The following is a 15,948-nucleotide window of genomic DNA, read 5'->3' as shown; positions in this document are numbered from 1 at the left end:
TATTCCTGTAGGAGCGGCCTTGTGTCGCGAAAGGGCTGCGCAGCAGCCCCGGCAATTCCGAAGAGGTAACACCGTGCATTCCACCGACGTGATCATCCTCGGCGCCGGCGCCGCCGGCCTGATGTGCGCCCTGCTCAGCGCCCAGCGCGGGCGCCGGGTGCTGGTGCTCGACCACGCCAACAAGCCGGGCAAGAAGATCCTCATGTCCGGCGGCGGGCGCTGCAACTTCACCAACCTGTACACCGAGCCCGCCAACTTCCTCTCGCACAACCCGCACTTCTGCAAGTCGGCGCTGGCCCGCTACACCCAATGGGACTTCATCGAGCTGGTAGGCAAGCACGGCGTGCCGTACCACGAGAAGAAGCTCGGCCAGCTGTTCTGCGACAACAAGTCCAGCGACATCCTCGACATGCTCCTGGCCGAATGCGACCAGGCCGGCGCCGAGCTGCGCATGAACACCAGCATCGACAAGATCGAAAAGACCGAGGCCGGCTACACCCTGCAGACCAGCGCCGGGCCATTCGCCTGCCAGTCGCTGGTGATCGCCACCGGCGGCCTGTCGATCCCCACACTTGGCGCCAGCGGCTTCGGCTACCAGGTGGCCCGCCAGTTCGGCCACGAACTGCTGCCGACCCGCGCCGGCCTGGTGCCGTTCACCATCACCGAGCCCCAGCTCAAGGCACTGTGTACCGAGCTGTCGGGCACTTCGCTGGACTGCGTCGCCAGCTGCAATGGCACGAGCTTCCGTGAAAACCTGCTGTTCACCCACCGCGGCCTGAGCGGCCCGGCGATCCTGCAGATCTCGTCGTTCTGGGAGGCCGGCGACACCGTCGAGATCAACCTGCTGCCCGACCGCGACGCGCTGGAGTGGCTGCAAGGCCAGCAGGCCGAGCGTCCCAACAGCGAGCTGAAGACCGTGCTGGGCGAGGTGTTCACCCGCAAGCTGGCCAACCTGCTGGCCGAACAGTGGTTCGTTTCGAAACCGCTGAAGCAGTACACACCGGCAGAATTGACCCAGGTCGCCGAGCAGCTGTCGGCCTGGCAGGTGGTCCCGGCCGGTACCGAAGGCTATCGCACCGCCGAGGTCACGCTCGGTGGCGTGGACACCCGCGAAGTGTCGTCCAAGACCATGGAATCGCTGAAAAGCCCGGGGCTGTACTTCATCGGCGAGGTGCTGGATGTCAGCGGCCACCTGGGGGGCTTCAACTTCCAGTGGGCCTGGGCATCGGCCAACGCGGCGGCGCAGTTCGTCTAAGGTAGAATCCATTCAGCAGCACGGAACGCTTCTTGCTGGTCTGTGCTCGGAGTGCCATTTTTTGGGGCTGCTGCGCAGCCCTTTCGCGACACAAGGCCGCGCCTACAGAGGGACGCGATCTCCTGTAGGCGCGGCCTTGTGTCGCGAAAGGGCCGCACAGCGGCCCCAAGCGGCCTCGAAGCTATTCAACCGATCTCAGCCCAGGGCCATCATGTCATCGAGCTCGTTCCGCCATTCATTGCGTCGCCTGTGGGGCCAAGACAAGTTCAGCTACGCCATCCGCGTGACCATCGCCCTGACCGGCAGCATGGCCTGGTGCTGGTACCAGAACGAGATGAGCCTGCTGATCCCGTTGTTCCTCGGCATCATCGCCAGCGCCCTGGCCGAGACCGACGACGGCTGGCAGGGCCGCCTCAGCGCCCTGGCCGTGACCCTGGTGTGCTTCGCCATCGCCGCGCTGTCGGTGGAGTTGCTGTTCCCCTACCCCTGGATCTTCGCCGTTGCCCTGGCCCTGGCGGCCTTCGGCCTGACCATGCTCGGCGCCCTGGGCGAGCGCTACGGGGCAATCGCCTCGGCCACGCTGATCCTCTCGGTGTACACCATGATCGGTGTCGACCAGCGCGGTGGCCAGGTCAGCGACTTCTGGCACGAACCCTTGCTGCTGGTGGCTGGCGCGGCCTGGTACGGGCTGCTGTCGGTGCTGTGGCAGGCGCTGTTCTCCAACCAGCCGGTACAGCAGAGCCTGGCCAAGCTGTTCTTCGAGCTGGGCAGCTACCTCAAGCTCAAGGCCAGCCTGTTCGAGCCGGTGCGCACCCTCGACGTCGAGGCCACGCGCCTGGAGCTGGCCCGGCAGAACGGCAAGGTGGTGGCGGCGCTCAACGCCGCCAAGGAAATCATCCTGCACCGGGTCGGCAACAGCCAGCCCAACTCCAAGGTCAGCCGCTACCTCAAGCTGTATTTCCTGGCCCAGGACATCCATGAACGGGTGAGCGCCTCGCACTATCCGTACAACGCCCTGACCGACGCCTTCTTCCACAGCGACGTGATGTTCCGTTGCCAGCGCCTGCTGCGCAAACAGGGCGCGTCGTGCCAGGAGCTGGCCCGCTCGATCCGCCTGCGCCAGCCGTTCGTGCTGGCCAGCGGCTACCCCGAAGCCCTGGAAGACCTCAACGCCTCGCTGGAGCACCTGCGCACCCAGCACAACCCGGCCTGGCGCGGCCTGCTGCGCTCGCTGCGCGCCCTGGCCGCCAACCTGTCGACCCTGGACCGTCTGCTCAGCGCCGCGAGCAACCCCGATAGCCTGGCCGACGCCAGCGACAGCAGCCTGCTCGATCGCTCGCCGCGCACCCTCAAGGACGTGTGGAAGCGCCTGCGCACCCAGCTGACGCCGACCTCGCTGCTGTTCCGCCACGCCCTGCGCCTGTCGCTGGCGTTGTCGGTGGGCTACGGCATGGTGCACCTGATCCACCCCACCCAGGGCTACTGGATCATCCTCACCACGCTGTTCGTCTGCCAGCCCAACTACGGGGCGACCCGGCGCAAGCTGGTGCAGCGCATCTTCGGCACCGCCGTTGGCCTGACCGTGGGCTGGGCGCTGTTCGACCTGTTCCCCAACCCGCTGGTGCAGTCGGCATTCGCCGTGGTGGCCGGCGTGGTGTTCTTCGTCAACCGCACTACCCGCTACACCCTGGCCACCGCCGCGATCACCCTGATGGTGCTGTTCTGCTTCAACCAGATCGGCGATGGCTACGGGCTGTTCCTGCCACGCCTGTTCGATACCCTGGTCGGCAGCCTGATCGCCATCCTCGCGGTGTTCCTGTTCCTGCCCGACTGGCAAGGCCGCCGGCTCAACAAGGTATTGGCCAACACCCTGGCCTGCGCCAGCGAATACCTGCGCCAGATCATGCAGCAGTACGCCCACGGCAAGCGCGACGACCTCGCCTACCGCCTGGCCCGACGCAACGCGCACAACGCCGATGCGGCGCTGTCGACCACCCTGGCCAACATGCTGATGGAGCCCGGGCACTTCCGCAAGGAGGCCGACGTGGGCTTCCGCTTCCTGGTGCTGTCGCACACCCTGCTCAGCTATTTGTCGGGGTTGGGCGCACACCGCGACACCGCGCTGCCGGCAGAGGTGCACGAGCAGTTGCTCGATGGCGCCGGGAAGACCCTGGCGTCGAGCCTCGACGAGATCGCCAATGGCTTGGCGGCGCGGCTACCGGTGGCGATCCACAGCGATGCCGAGGAAGCGCTGGCCAACGCCCTGGAACAGATGCCGGAGGAGCTGGACGAGCATCAACGGCTGGTGCAGACGCAACTGGCGCTGATCTGCCGGCAGTTGGGGCCATTGCGCACACTGGCCGGGCACCTGATCAAGGAAAGCCCCGCCAGCTGAGCACGCCCTGCAAGGGCCAGCCTTGCTGGCGAGCGCGCGCAACGCTCAGAAGCCATGTTGACGCAGCAGCCGGGCGTAACTGCCATCGGCCTTCATCGTGGCGATGGCCTTCTCGAAACGCGCCACGATCTTCTGGTGCTGCGGGTGCTTGAGGCTGACCAGGATGTGCAGGCTGTTCTCCCCCAACGGCGGCTCGACGAATGCCACGCCTTCACGCACCTGCTGCGGCTCGCGCTGCAAGTTGTAGCGGGCCACATACTCATCCTCCACCGCCAGGTTGACCCGCCCGGCCGCCAGCATGCGCACCGCCGACGAGAAATTGCGCACCGGCACCTTGTTCAGGCGCGCGTCGCTGTCGAATTCAGGGGAATAGGCGTAATCGCGCACCACGGCGATGCTGTAGGGATACAGATCGGCCTGATGCTGATAGGCGAACGTCTCGCCCTGGCGCTTGAGCAGGCGAATGCGATTGACCAGGTAAGCGCCGGAGAACAGGCCGATCAGCTTGCGCTCATCGTTGTACCAGGCGTTGATCAGCACGTCGTAGCGCCCTTCGCCGACGCCCATCAGCGCCCGAGCCCAGGGCACTTCCTCGAACTCGGTGGCATAGCCGGCGCGGCTCAGTGCCGTGGTGACGATGCTGGTGGCCAGGCCGCCGCCGGGCATTGCGCTGTCGGTGAACGGCGGCCAGCTGTCGGCCACCAGCCGCAGCTTGCCCTGGGCCATGGCCGGCCCCACGCAGAACAGTCCCAGTAACCCAAGAACGCAAAGCAGTGGCCGCATGCTCAAATCCTTTCGCAGTTTGGGGTCCACGCTGGTGACGGCGATCTCTAGCAACAACCTTTGCAGATTACACAAGCCGCATCCTGGCGACAGCGGACGATAGTGTCATTTAGCCTCTATTTTGGCCGAACCGGGTACGCAGCATTGGCCCTCGTCGGCCCGGGCCGGATTTGCGATGATCGACGGTCAACCCAAGGAGTCCCTGTCCATGCCTATCGAGTGGATCTGCAAGCACCATACCGACCTCACCAAGGAACAACTCTACGCCATCCTGCAACTGCGCACCGAGGTGTTCGTGGTCGAGCAGCGCTGCGCCTACCAGGAGGTCGACGGGCTCGACCTGCGTGGCGACACCCTGCACCTGATGGGCTGGGACGGCGAGCGGCTGGTGGCCTACCTGCGCCTGCTCGACCCGCAATCACAGCGCGGTGAGGTGGTCATCGGGCGGGTGGTGACGGCCGCCGAGGTGCGCGATCAGAAGTTGGGGCACCCCTTGCTGCTCAAGGGGTTGGAGGCGGCCGAGCATTGCTGGCCCGGCACACCGGTGTACTTGTCCGCGCAGGCTCATCTGCAAGCGTTCTACGCCCGGCATGGTTTCGTGGTGGTGGGCGAGGAGTACCTGGAGGACGACATTCCTCATATCGGCATGCGCAAGGGTTGAAAGCGCCGGGGGCGCGTCACCTTCAAGGCTTGTGCCGCTCCTACAGCAAGACCGTTGCCCCCACCGCGACCACGCAGCAATCACGGATAGCCCAGCACATCCCTGATCTGGCGCAGGTGCTGGATGATCCACTGCTTGTCGATCGCCCCCCAGTCGCGGATCCGGTAATGCCCGGCGTGGTTGCGCGCCCCGGCCTGCTGTTCGAACTCACAGACGATGTCCAGGTCGGCCAGGGCGGCGATGGTGTCCTGGGCGGTGCGCCGCGGCATGCCGGTGGCCTCCATCAAGGCCGGCACGCTGGTGGCGGTCTGGCTGTCGATCAGCCAGGCCACGTACAGGCGGCGGTAAAAGCTGCTGCGGGTCTTGCTCACTTCCGTGGTCATGGGGTGCGTGTCCCTCAGGTGTTGCCCGGCAGCTCCCGATAGGTCAGGTAGACGCGCAGGTCGAATTCCAGTTGATGGTAGTCCGGTTCCATGTGCTGGCAGAGCTGATAGAACGCCTTGTTGTGGTCGCGCTCCTTCAGGTGCGCCAGTTCATGCACCACGATCATGCGCAGAAACTGCGGCGCCGCCTCCTTGAACAGCGAGGCGATGCGGATTTCCTTCTTCGCCTTGAGCTTGCCACCCTGCACCCGCGACACCGCGGTATTCAGGCCCAGGGCGCGGTGGGTCAAGTCCAGGCGGTTGTCGAACAGCACCTTGTCCAGCGGCGGCGCACTGCGCAGGTACGCCTGCTTGAGTTCCTGGGCATAGCTGTACAGCGCCTTGTCGCTCTGCACCCCATGCCCCTCGGGATAGCGTTGGCGCAGGTAGTCGCCCAGGCGATCGCTGGCGATCATCTGACGCACCTGCTCCTGGAGGTGGGGCGGGTAGGCTTGCAGGTAACGTAGGGCAGTCATGGCAGGCGGGTCGGCACAAGGAGACGCGAGTTTAGCCAATCACGAGGCCCATGGGAAAACCGCCGGGAAGTTGCCAGCATCCGCGGCGGTCATCGGCCGCGCCACCAGGAAGCCTTGCACGTAGGCGCAACCGTTGTCCTTGAGCCATTCGGCCTGGGCCTGGGTTTCCACCCCTTCGGCGATCACGGTGATGCCATAGGCCGCGCACAGGCCGATGACACTGCGCGCCAGGGCGATGTCGGTGGCCGAACCCGGCAGGCGCGCCACCAGATGACGGTCCAGCTTGAGGGTGTCGATGGGCAGGTCGCGCAGCATGCGCAACGAGCAGTCGCCGGCGCCGAAGTCGTCCAGTGCCACGCGGATACCCAGATCGCGCAGGCGGTGCACCTGTTTCACCGCCGCGTCGATGTTGTACATCAGCGAGGTCTCGGCCACCTCCACCTCGAGCTGCGAAGGTTGCAGTTGTTGCTCATCGATCACCCGCGCCAATTCGTCCACCAGCCCAGGCATGGTGAACTGGGCGCGGCTGAGGCTGATGCCCAGCACCAGCTCGGGGCCGAAGCGCTCGCCCCAGAGCCGGCGCTGGGCCGCGCCCTTGCGGTAGATCCAGCTGGCCAGGCGGTTGATCAGGCGGGCCTCCTCCAGCAATGGGATGAACAGCCCTGGCGGCACGTCGCCGACACTCGGGTGCTTCCAGCGCAGCAACGCCTCGAAGCCCCGCAGCCGGCCATCGCCGAATGCCACCTGGGGTTGGTAGACCAGGCTGAAATCGTTCTGCTCGATGGCGGTGCGCACGCTGTCTTCGAGCATCAGCCGCGAGCGGGCGCGACCGTTGAGCTCCTGGTCGTAGAAGCGATACTGCTGGCGCCCGGCCTGCTTGGCGGCGTACATCGCGGCATCCGCCGCGCGCAGCAGCCCTTCGACATTGGCCCCGCAATCGGGGTAGGTGGCGATGCCGATACTGACCCCCAGGCTGACCTCCAACCCGTCCACCTGCTGAAAGCTCGACATGCGCTCCAGCAACTTCTCGGCGTAGCGCCCGGCCTGCTCGGGGTACGGCAGGCCATCGAACAGCGCGGTGAACTCGTCGCCGCCCATGCGCGCCAGCAACGCCTCGCTGCCCAGGCACTCCTTGAGCTGCTCGGCGACCCAGCGCAGCACCTTGTCACCGGCATCATGGCCCAGCAGGTCGTTGATCCGCTTGAAGCCGTCCAGGTCCATGTACATCAGGGCCTGGGCCTTGTCCGAGCGTTCGCTGCGCAGCAACGCGCTCTCGGCGGCCTGGTAAAAGCCACGACGGTTGAGCAGGCCGGTCAGCGGGTCGGTCACCGCCTGGTATTCCAGCTGCTGGTGCAGGCTGCGCACCACCGACATGTCCAGCACCGTCACCACCATGGCCTTCTGCTCGGCCGGCAACGGCGCGCAGGACAGCGCCACCGGCACCAGCTGCCCGGCCAGGGTGCGCAACTGGGCGTCATGCACGCGGAAAATCTGCCGCCCGAGGTAGGCCTGGTAGAAGTCCGACTCATGCCACAGGTTGGCGCAGGGCAACTGGATCAGGTCCAGCACATGGGCACCCTGCAGTTTATCCACAGGCGCATCGAGCAGCCGCGAGATGGCTGGGTTGGCGAAACCTATGGTGCCCGCCTCGTCCACCACCAGGATACCCTCGGCGGCGTTTTCCAGGATCGAGGCGTTGAACGCCCGCGCCGCCTCCAGCTCACGGGTCAGCCGTTGCAGCATGCGCCGGTTGCGCTGCTGTTCCAGCAGGGCCTGGACCTTGGGCTTGAGAATCTGCGGGTCGAAGGGCTTGAACAGGTAGTCCACCGCGCCACTGGCGTAGCCCTTGAGCACCGCGGCGTCGGATTGTTCGTTGGCGGTCAGGAAGATGATCGGCGTCAGCCGTGTGCGCTGGCTGCCGCGCATCAGCCGGGCGACCTCGAAACCGTCCATTTCGGGCATCTGCACGTCGAGCAGGACCAGGTCGACGTCGTGTTCGAGCAGGGCGCTCAGGGCTTCCATCCCTGAGCTGGCAGTCACGACCTGCCAATCCTGGCGGGACAGCAAGGCCCGCATGCTGATGAGGTTCTCCGGGTAGTCGTCTACGACCAGCAGCACCGAACTGCTTTCCGGGGTATATGAATAAGCGCCATCCATGTTGCTTCTCTGAGTAAGTCCGACTGCGACTTGCGATTGGATCCGATGGTTACTCTAGCCCCGGCGGGCAAAGACGCAATGGCTGCAGATGGCTATAAGCCATGTGTGATGCTGTTAGCCGACTAACGGTAGAACTGGGCTGGATGGCGTCGACCGCCCAGGTGCCCAGGCACAAAAAAACCCGCATCTCTGCGGGTTTTTTCGAGCGCTGCCGGATCAGTTGATCTTGGCAGCCAGTTCGCCCTTGGCGTAGCGCTGGAACATGCCTTCCAGGGAGATCGGCTTGATCTTCGAGGCGTTGCCGGCGGTGCCGAAGGCTTCGTAGCGGGCGATGCACACGTCACGCATGGCCTTGACGGTTTCACCGAAGAACTTGCGTGGGTCGAACTCGCTCGGGTTCTGCGCCATCAGGCGACGCATGGCGCCGGTGGAAGCCAGGCGCAGGTCGGTGTCGATGTTGACCTTGCGTACACCGTACTTGATACCTTCGACGATTTCCTCGACCGGTACACCGTAGGTCTCCTTGATGTCGCCACCGTACTGGTTGATGATCGCCAGCCACTCTTGCGGCACCGAGGACGAGCCGTGCATCACCAGGTGGGTGTTGGGGATGCGCTTGTGGATTTCCTTGATGCGGTCGATCGCCAGCACGTCACCGGTCGGTGGCTTGGTGAACTTGTAGGCGCCGTGGCTGGTGCCGATGGCGATGGCCAGGGCGTCGACCTGGGTCTTCTTGACGAAGTCGGCGGCTTCTTCCGGGTCGGTCAGCATCTGGCTGTGGTCCAGCACGCCTTCGGCGCCGATGCCGTCTTCTTCACCGGCCATGCCGGTTTCCAGCGAACCCAGGCAACCCAGCTCGCCCTCTACCGAAACGCCGCAGGCGTGGGCCATGGCAACGGTCTGCTGGGTAACGCGAACGTTGTACTCGTATTCGGTCGGGGTCTTGCCGTCTTCGCCCAGCGAGCCGTCCATCATCACCGAGCTGAAGCCCAGCTGGATGGAGCGTTGGCACACGTCAGGGCTGGTGCCGTGGTCCTGGTGCATGCACACCGGGATGTGCGGGAACTCTTCGATGGCCGCCAGGATCAGGTGGCGCAGGAACGGGGCACCGGCGTACTTGCGGGCACCGGCGGAAGCCTGGACGATGACCGGAGAGTCGGTCTTGTCGGCGGCTTCCATGATGGCGCGCATCTGCTCGAGGTTGTTGACGTTGAAAGCCGGCACGCCGTAACCGAACTCGGCGGCGTGGTCCAGCATCTGGCGCATGCTAATGAGTGCCATGGTGTATCTCTCTCCCGACAAGCGTCGTTTGTTTCATGCAAGCCTGCCGCAGGGGCGGTTGCTGTTCAAGTAGTGTGGGCCACCTGCGCGGCCCGGCCAGTCACGGTGCCTTGCAGCCCCGCCCAATCAGATCGTTGGTCGCCACCCAGTACACCAGGCCTTCCTCGCCCTTGGTGTGGAAGGCCAGCATGCCATCGCTGTACAGCGCGCCCGAGGCGCCCGGCTCGGCCTTGAGCCGGTAGACCTGGTCAGCGCCGCCAAGGCGCACGTCGACCGCGTCCTGCTGTGCGTCGGCGAAGCGCCAGAGCACTTCGGCCTGGCTGTCGCAGACCCAGCGGGTCCAGTTATCCGCCGGGGCGGGTTTGGCCGGTTGCAACAGCGAGCAGCCTGCCAGGGGTGCCAAGGCCAACAGGGCCAGTAGCGCTTTCATCCGCTAAACCTCGTCGGGGGCTGCTGTGCAGCCCATCGCCGGCCAGCCGGCTCCTACAGGGAACGCGTGTAGGAGCCGGCTGGCCGGCGATGGGTCGCGACGCGACCCCAATGTCCAAGACCACAAAACCTGCGTTAGGTTGCCAATGCCCCGATCAAGGGCAGCCCGGCGCCTTGCGCTGGTGTTCGTCGTCGTACTTTTCCAGGCCATCCGGGCCCAGGCGCTTGTTGATCACCGGCACCGTCTCGGCCTGCCACTGGGACTGGTAGCAGCCCCCCTTGGGCGGCTGCGCCGGATCGGCGTCGCTGCCCTTGCTGCTGGAGCAAGCGCCCAGCAGCACGGCCACGATCATCACAGGCAATTGCTTGACCATCAGGTCGCTCCCTTTGCCAGGCGCCGTCACACTCAGGCCTTGGCCCGTTCTTCCAGGATTGCCACGGCGGGCAGAACCTTGCCCTCGACGAACTCGAGGAACGCGCCGCCACCGGTAGAAATGTAGGAGATATCGGCACCGACACCATACTTGTCGATGGCGGCCAGGGTGTCGCCACCACCGGCGATGGAGAACGCGGCGCTGTCGGCGATGGCCTTGGCCAGGACCTTGGTACCGTTGCCGAACTGGTCGAACTCGAACACGCCGACCGGGCCGTTCCACAGGATGGTCTTCGAGGTCTTCAGCAACTCGGCGAAGTGCTCGGCGGTTTTCGGGCCGATGTCCAGGATCATGTCGTCGGCCGCCACGTCGGCAATGGCCTTGACGGTGGCTGCGGCGCTCTCGGCGAATTCCTTGGCGACCACCACGTCCACCGGCAGCGGCACGCTGACCTTGGCGGCGATGGCCTTGGCGGTCTCGACCAGGTCAGGCTCGTACAGCGACTTGCCCACCGGGTGGCCGGCAGCGGCGAGGAAGGTGTTGGCGATACCGCCACCGACGATCAGCTGGTCGCAGACGCTGCTCAGGCTGTTCAGCACGTCCAGCTTGGTCGACACCTTGGAACCGGCGACGATGGCGGCCATCGGCTTGGCCGGGGCCTTCAGGGCCTTGCCCAGGGCGTCCAGCTCGGCAGCCAGCAGCGGGCCGGCAGCAGCGACCTTGGCGAACTTGGCGACACCATGGGTCGAACCTTCGGCGCGGTGGGCAGTGCCGAAGGCGTCCATGACGAACACGTCGCACAGGGCGGCGTACTGCTGCGCCAGCTCGTCGGCGTTCTTCTTCTCGCCCTTGTTGAAGCGCACGTTTTCGAACAGCACCAGCTCACCGGCCTTGAGCTCGACGCCGCCCAGGTAGTCGGCCACCAGCGGCACGTCGCGGCCCAGGGCCTTGCTCAGGTACTCGGCGACCGGCTTGAGGCTGTTCTCGGCCGAGAATTCGCCTTCGCTCGGGCGGCCCAGGTGCGAGCAGACCATTACCGCCGCGCCCTTTTCCAGGGCCAGCTTGATGGTCGGCAGCGCTGCCAGGATACGCGCGTCGCTGGTTACCACACCGTCCTTCACAGGCACGTTGAGGTCTTCGCGGATCAGTACGCGCTTACCTTGCAGGTCGAGGTCGGTCATCTTCAACACGGTCATGAATGCAGTCCTTCAGGGCTGTTTGCTGCGGGTAGAGTGGACGACGTGCAGATAGTGTTCGGCAACGTCGAGCATACGGTTGGCGAACCCCCATTCGTTGTCGAACCAGGCCAGCAGGTTCACCAGGCGTGGGCCTGAGACGCGGGTCTGGCTGGCATCGACGATCGCCGAATGCGGGTCATGGTTGAAATCACAGCTGGCGTGGGGCAGCTCGGTGTAGGCCAGCAGGCCCTTGAGCGGGCCATCCAGGGCGGCCTCGCGCAGCACCCGGTTGACCTCTGCGGCACTGGTGTCGCGGGCGGTCTGCAGGGTGATGTCCAGGCACGAGACGTTGACGGTCGGCACGCGTACCGCTTTGGCCTGGATTCGCCCGGCAAGTTCCGGCAGCAGGCGTTCGATACCACGCGCCAGACCAGTGGACACCGGGATCACCGACTGGAACGCCGAACGGGTGCGGCGCAGGTCTTCGTGGTGATAGGCATCGATCACCGGCTGGTCGTTCATCGCCGAGTGGATGGTGGTGATCTGCACGTACTCGATGCCAAAGGCCTGGTCCAGCACCCGCAGCAGCGGCACGCCGCAGTTGGTGGTGCAGGAAGCGTTGGACACCAGCAGCTCGCTGCCGCTCAGGCAATCCTGGTTGACGCCGTAGACCACCGTGGCGTCGACATCCGCCTCGCTGGCCATGGGCTGGGAGAACAGCACCCGCGGCGCGCCGGCGTCGAGGAAGCGCTGGCCGTCGGCCCGGGTGTTATAGGCACCGGAGCACTCCAGCACCAGGTCGATACCCAGGGCTGCCCAATCGATGCCTTCAGGGGTGGCGCTGCGCAGCACTTTCACGCAGTCGCCATTGATATGCAGACAATCGCCGTCGACCTTCACCTCGCCGGGGAAACGCCCGTGGGTGGAGTCGAAGCGCGTCAGGTATTCCAGGCTGGCCTGGTCGGCCAGGTCGTTCAGCGCGACGATCTCGAAACCGGCCTTCGCTCCCCGCTCGAACAGTGCGCGCAGGACACAGCGGCCGATGCGGCCGTAACCGTTGAGTGCAACTTTGTAGGGACGCGGGTGGGGCATTCGATGGCTCGCTAACGCATGATGGCTTTGGGGGCCGCGTTGCGGCCCATCGCGACACAAGGCCGCTCCTACAGGGTACGGTGTACGCCATACCTTGTAGGAGCGGCCTTGCGTCGCGAAACGAGGGCAACGCCCTCGCCTCGCACAGTCTGAATCAGTCTTCCAGCAGCTCTTCGGCGGTACCCAGGATGTTGTCCAGGGTGAAACCGAACTCCTCGAACAGCGCGGGGGCCGGGGCCGACTCGCCGTAGGTGGTCATGCCGATGACGCGGCCTTCCAGGCCGACGTACTTGTACCAGAAGTCGGCATGGGCAGCTTCGATGGCGATGCGCGCACCGACTTCCAGCGGCAGTACCGACTGCTTGTAGGCGGCGTCCTGGGCGTCGAACACGCTGGTGCTCGGCATCGACACGACGCGGACCTTGCGGCCCTGCTCGGTCAGCTTGGCGAACGCCTGCACCGCCAGGCCCACTTCGGAACCGGTGGCGATCAGGATCAGCTCAGGCTCGCCGGCGCAGTCCTTCAGTACATAACCGCCACGGGCGATGTCGGCGATCTGCTGGGCGTCGCGGTCCTGGTGCTGCAGGTTCTGGCGCGAGAAGATCAGCGCCGATGGGCCGTCCTTGCGCTCCAGGGCGTGCTTCCAGGACACGGCGGATTCCACCGCGTCGGCCGGGCGCCAGGTGTCCAGGTTCGGCGTGCTGCGCAGGCTGGTCAGTTGCTCGATCGGCTGGTGGGTCGGGCCGTCTTCGCCCAGGCCGATGGAGTCGTGGGTGTACACGTGGATCACGCGCTGCTTCATCAGTGCCGACATGCGCACGGCGTTGCGGGCATATTCCATGAACATCAGGAAGGTGGCGCCGTAAGGCACCAGGCCGCCGTGCAGGGCGACGCCGTTCATGATGGCGGTCATGCCGAACTCGCGCACGCCGTAGTACATGTAGTTGCCATTGGCATCTTCATGGCTGACGCCCTTGCAACCTTTCCACAGGGTCAGGTTGGAACCGGCCAGGTCGGCCGAGCCGCCCAGCAGTTCCGGCAGCAGCGGGCCGAAGGCGTTCAGGGTGTTCTGGCTGGCCTTGCGGCTGGCGATGGTTTCGCCTTTGGCAGCGACTTCAGCGATGTAGGCAGCGGCTTTTTCAGCGAAGTCAGCCGGCAGCTCGCCGCTCAGACGGCGCTTGAATTCGCCAGCCAGCTCAGGGAAGGCAGCGGCGTAGGCGTCGAAACGCTTGTTCCACTCGGCTTCTGCCTTGGCGCCAGCTTCCTTGGCATCCCACTCGGCATAGATGTCGGCAGGTACTTCGAACGGGCCGTGGTTCCAGTTCAGCTCTTTGCGGGCCAGGGCGATTTCGTCGTTGCCCAGCGGCGCGCCGTGGCAGTCTTCCTTGCCCTGCTTGTTCGGCGAACCGAAGCCGATGATGGTCTTGCAGCAGATCAGGGTCGGACGGTCGCTCTTGCGCGCGGTCTCGATGGCGGTGCGGATCTCGTCAGCGTCATGACCGTTGACGTTACGGATCACCAACCAGTTGTACGATTCGAAACGCTTCGGCGTGTCGTCGGTGAACCAGCCTTCCACTTCACCGTCGATGGAGATGCCGTTGTCGTCATAGAAAGCGACAAGTTTGTTCAGGCCCAGGGTGCCGGCCAGCGAGGCGACTTCGTGGGAGATGCCTTCCATCATGCAGCCGTCGCCGAGGAACACATAGGTGTTGTGGTCGACGATGTTGTGGCCTTCACGGTTGAACTGGGCACCCAGCACTTTTTCCGCCAGGGCGAAACCCACGGCGTTGGCCAGGCCTTGGCCCAGCGGACCGGTGGTGGTCTCGACGCCTGGGGTGTAGCCGAACTCCGGGTGGCCCGGGGTGCGGCTGTGCAGCTGACGGAACGACTTGAGGTCATCGATGGTGACGTCGTAGCCGGTCAGGTGCAGCAGCGAATAGATCAGCATCGAGCCGTGGCCGTTGGACAGCACGAAGCGGTCACGGTCGGCGAAGCTTGGATTGCTCGGGTTGTGTTTCAGGTAGTCGCGCCACAGCACTTCGGCGATATCCGCCATGCCCATGGGGGCACCTGGGTGGCCGCTGTTGGCCTTTTGCACGGCATCCATGCTGAGGGCACGAATGGCGTTGGCACGTTCACGACGGCTGGGCATCGCTGAGTCTCCTGAGGCTTGAATAGGTGGTGAAGCGAAAAAAGGCGGCCATTTTCGCCCACTGGGGGGGCCGGGGGCAATGACGGATGGTCGCAGTCGGGCATTTTTCCTGTGTTTTGCCGGCAAATAAGCTGAAACCGTGGGAGTCGGCGTGCCCCGCGATGACGCTATCGCGGGGCACGCCCCCTCCACAGGCCCTCTTGGCGCCCACTGATCAGCCAATATCAAAACTTTTTGATATTGGCCTTGCAGGGGCAACATCACCTGACTAGACTGCCGCGTCATGAACCTTCGTGCGCAATCGATTCCCCAGCCAAGCGAAACACTGGCCGCCCTGTGCAAGGCCAGTGGCGACGAGCTGCGCCTGAACGTATTGCGCGCCCTGGCCAACGACTCGTTCGGCGTGCTGGAGCTGGCGCAGATCTTCGGCATCGGCCAGTCGGGCATGAGCCACCACCTCAAGGTGCTGGCCCAGGCCGAGCTGGTGGCCACCCGCCGCGAGGGCAACGCGATCTTCTACCGCCGCGCCCTGCCCGACAGCCAGCGCCTGGGTGGACGGTTGCACACGGCGCTGCTCGAGGAGGTCGACGGCCTCGCCCTGAGCCATGACGTGCAGGCGCGTATCGCCCAGGTGCAGCAGCGCCGCGCCGCCACCAGCCAGGATTTCTACCTCAAGGTCGAAGAGAAGTTTCGCGCCCAGCAGGACTTGATCGCCGGCTTGCCGCAGTACCGCGAAAGCCTGCTGGCGCTGCTCGACAAGCTGAGCTTCGAGGCCGGCGCCAGCGCCCTGGAAGTCGGCCCCGGCGACGGCGGTTTCCTGCCCGACCTGGCTCGGCGCTTCGCCCAGGTCACGGCCATGGACAACAGCCCGACCATGCTCGAACTGGCCCGCCAGGTCTGCGCGCGCCACGCCCTGAACAACGTAAACCTGCAGTTGGCCGATGCACTGGGTGCAACGGATGTGCAAGCCGACTGCGTTGTGCTGAACATGGTCCTGCACCATTTCAGCGACCCGGCCCTGGCCTTGCGCCTGCTGGCCAAACGGGTGAAGGCAGGCGGCAGCCTGCTGGTCACCGAGCTGTGCAGCCATGACCAGGGGTGGGCCCGCGAAGCCTGCGGCGACCTGTGGCTTGGCTTCGAGCAGGACGACCTGGCCCGTTGGGCCAACGCGGCGGGGCTGACCCTTGGGGACAGCCTCTACGTGGGCTTGCGTAACGGTTTCCAGATCCAGGTCCGGCATTTCCAGCGGGCCACTGGCGACACACACATCGGTAAATTTTAGGAACCCCTCGA

Annotated in this window: 14 protein-coding genes; 4 read left to right on the top strand and 10 right to left on the bottom strand. The window is 65.3% G+C overall.

The window, feature by feature from the left end; genetic code table 11:
• The first annotated feature begins 73 nt into the window (after positions 1-73).
• A complete protein-coding gene (locus tag KSS95_RS05260; RefSeq protein ID WP_217852254.1) occupies positions 74-1,255 on the top strand; it encodes a BaiN/RdsA family NAD(P)/FAD-dependent oxidoreductase in 1,182 nt (393 codons plus the stop codon).
• A gap of 211 nt (positions 1,256-1,466) precedes the next feature.
• Positions 1,467-3,650, top strand: a complete 2,184-nt coding sequence (gene yccS / locus KSS95_RS05255; RefSeq protein WP_217852252.1) for a YccS family putative transporter — start codon at positions 1,467-1,469, stop codon at positions 3,648-3,650.
• 45 nt (positions 3,651-3,695) lie between these two features.
• Here yccS and KSS95_RS05250 read toward each other — a convergent pair whose 3' ends face one another.
• Positions 3,696-4,433 carry a substrate-binding periplasmic protein gene (locus KSS95_RS05250; RefSeq protein WP_217852250.1) on the bottom strand — a complete coding sequence of 246 codons (738 nt, stop codon included), beginning with the start codon at positions 4,431-4,433 and terminating at the stop codon, positions 3,696-3,698.
• A 208-nt stretch (positions 4,434-4,641) separates the two neighbouring features.
• On the opposite strand from KSS95_RS05250, the gene KSS95_RS05245 reads away from it, so the two are divergent.
• Positions 4,642-5,094 carry a GNAT family N-acetyltransferase gene (locus KSS95_RS05245; RefSeq protein ID WP_217852248.1) on the top strand — a complete coding sequence of 151 codons (453 nt, stop codon included), beginning with the start codon at positions 4,642-4,644 and terminating at the stop codon, positions 5,092-5,094.
• Between the two features lie 80 nt (positions 5,095-5,174).
• Here KSS95_RS05245 and KSS95_RS05240 read toward each other — a convergent pair whose 3' ends face one another.
• The 9 genes from KSS95_RS05240 to tkt all read right to left on the bottom strand — a co-directional run bounded on the left by KSS95_RS05240 (position 5,175) and on the right by tkt (position 14,655).
• Positions 5,175-5,477, bottom strand: a complete 303-nt coding sequence (locus KSS95_RS05240) for a winged helix-turn-helix domain-containing protein (protein ID WP_217852246.1) — start codon at positions 5,475-5,477, stop codon at positions 5,175-5,177.
• A gap of 14 nt (positions 5,478-5,491) precedes the next feature.
• Positions 5,492-5,992 (bottom strand): M48 metallopeptidase family protein, encoded by a 501-nt coding sequence (locus KSS95_RS05235; protein ID WP_217852244.1) that lies wholly within the window; start codon positions 5,990-5,992, stop codon positions 5,492-5,494.
• 39 nt (positions 5,993-6,031) lie between these two features.
• A complete protein-coding gene (locus KSS95_RS05230) occupies positions 6,032-8,149 on the bottom strand; it encodes a putative bifunctional diguanylate cyclase/phosphodiesterase (protein ID WP_217852242.1) in 2,118 nt (705 codons plus the stop codon).
• A gap of 216 nt (positions 8,150-8,365) precedes the next feature.
• A complete protein-coding gene (gene fba / locus KSS95_RS05225) occupies positions 8,366-9,430 on the bottom strand; it encodes a class II fructose-bisphosphate aldolase (RefSeq protein WP_011536013.1) in 1,065 nt (354 codons plus the stop codon).
• Between the two features lie 100 nt (positions 9,431-9,530).
• Positions 9,531-9,860, bottom strand: a complete 330-nt coding sequence (locus KSS95_RS05220; protein ID WP_217852240.1) for an MliC family protein — start codon at positions 9,858-9,860, stop codon at positions 9,531-9,533.
• Between the two features lie 154 nt (positions 9,861-10,014).
• Positions 10,015-10,233, bottom strand: a complete 219-nt coding sequence (locus tag KSS95_RS05215; RefSeq protein ID WP_217852239.1) for a hypothetical protein — start codon at positions 10,231-10,233, stop codon at positions 10,015-10,017.
• A 32-nt stretch (positions 10,234-10,265) separates the two neighbouring features.
• On the bottom strand, positions 10,266-11,429 hold the full coding sequence (locus KSS95_RS05210; RefSeq protein ID WP_217852237.1) for a phosphoglycerate kinase: 1,164 nt from the start codon (positions 11,427-11,429) through the stop codon (positions 10,266-10,268).
• A 12-nt stretch (positions 11,430-11,441) separates the two neighbouring features.
• Entirely contained in the window at positions 11,442-12,503 is a 1,062-nt protein-coding gene (gene epd, locus KSS95_RS05205) for an erythrose-4-phosphate dehydrogenase (protein ID WP_217852235.1), read from the bottom strand.
• Between the two features lie 154 nt (positions 12,504-12,657).
• Complete coding sequence (tkt, locus tag KSS95_RS05200; RefSeq protein WP_217852233.1) at positions 12,658-14,655, bottom strand: transketolase; 1,998 nt, start codon at positions 14,653-14,655, stop codon at positions 12,658-12,660.
• 283 nt (positions 14,656-14,938) lie between these two features.
• Here tkt and KSS95_RS05195 point away from each other — a divergent pair, with 283 nt between their 5' ends.
• The gene (locus KSS95_RS05195; RefSeq protein WP_217852231.1) at positions 14,939-15,937 is read left to right on the top strand and encodes an ArsR/SmtB family transcription factor; all 999 of its coding nucleotides are present in this window, start codon (positions 14,939-14,941) and stop codon (positions 15,935-15,937) included.
• The last annotated feature ends 11 nt before the right edge of the window (positions 15,938-15,948 follow it).

The sequence above is a fragment of the Pseudomonas muyukensis genome (assembly GCF_019139535.1).
GTDB lineage: Bacteria > Pseudomonadota > Gammaproteobacteria > Pseudomonadales > Pseudomonadaceae > Aquipseudomonas > Aquipseudomonas muyukensis.
Note: the sequence above shows the minus strand (reverse complement) of the source record. Positions and strands in the feature narration are given on the sequence as shown.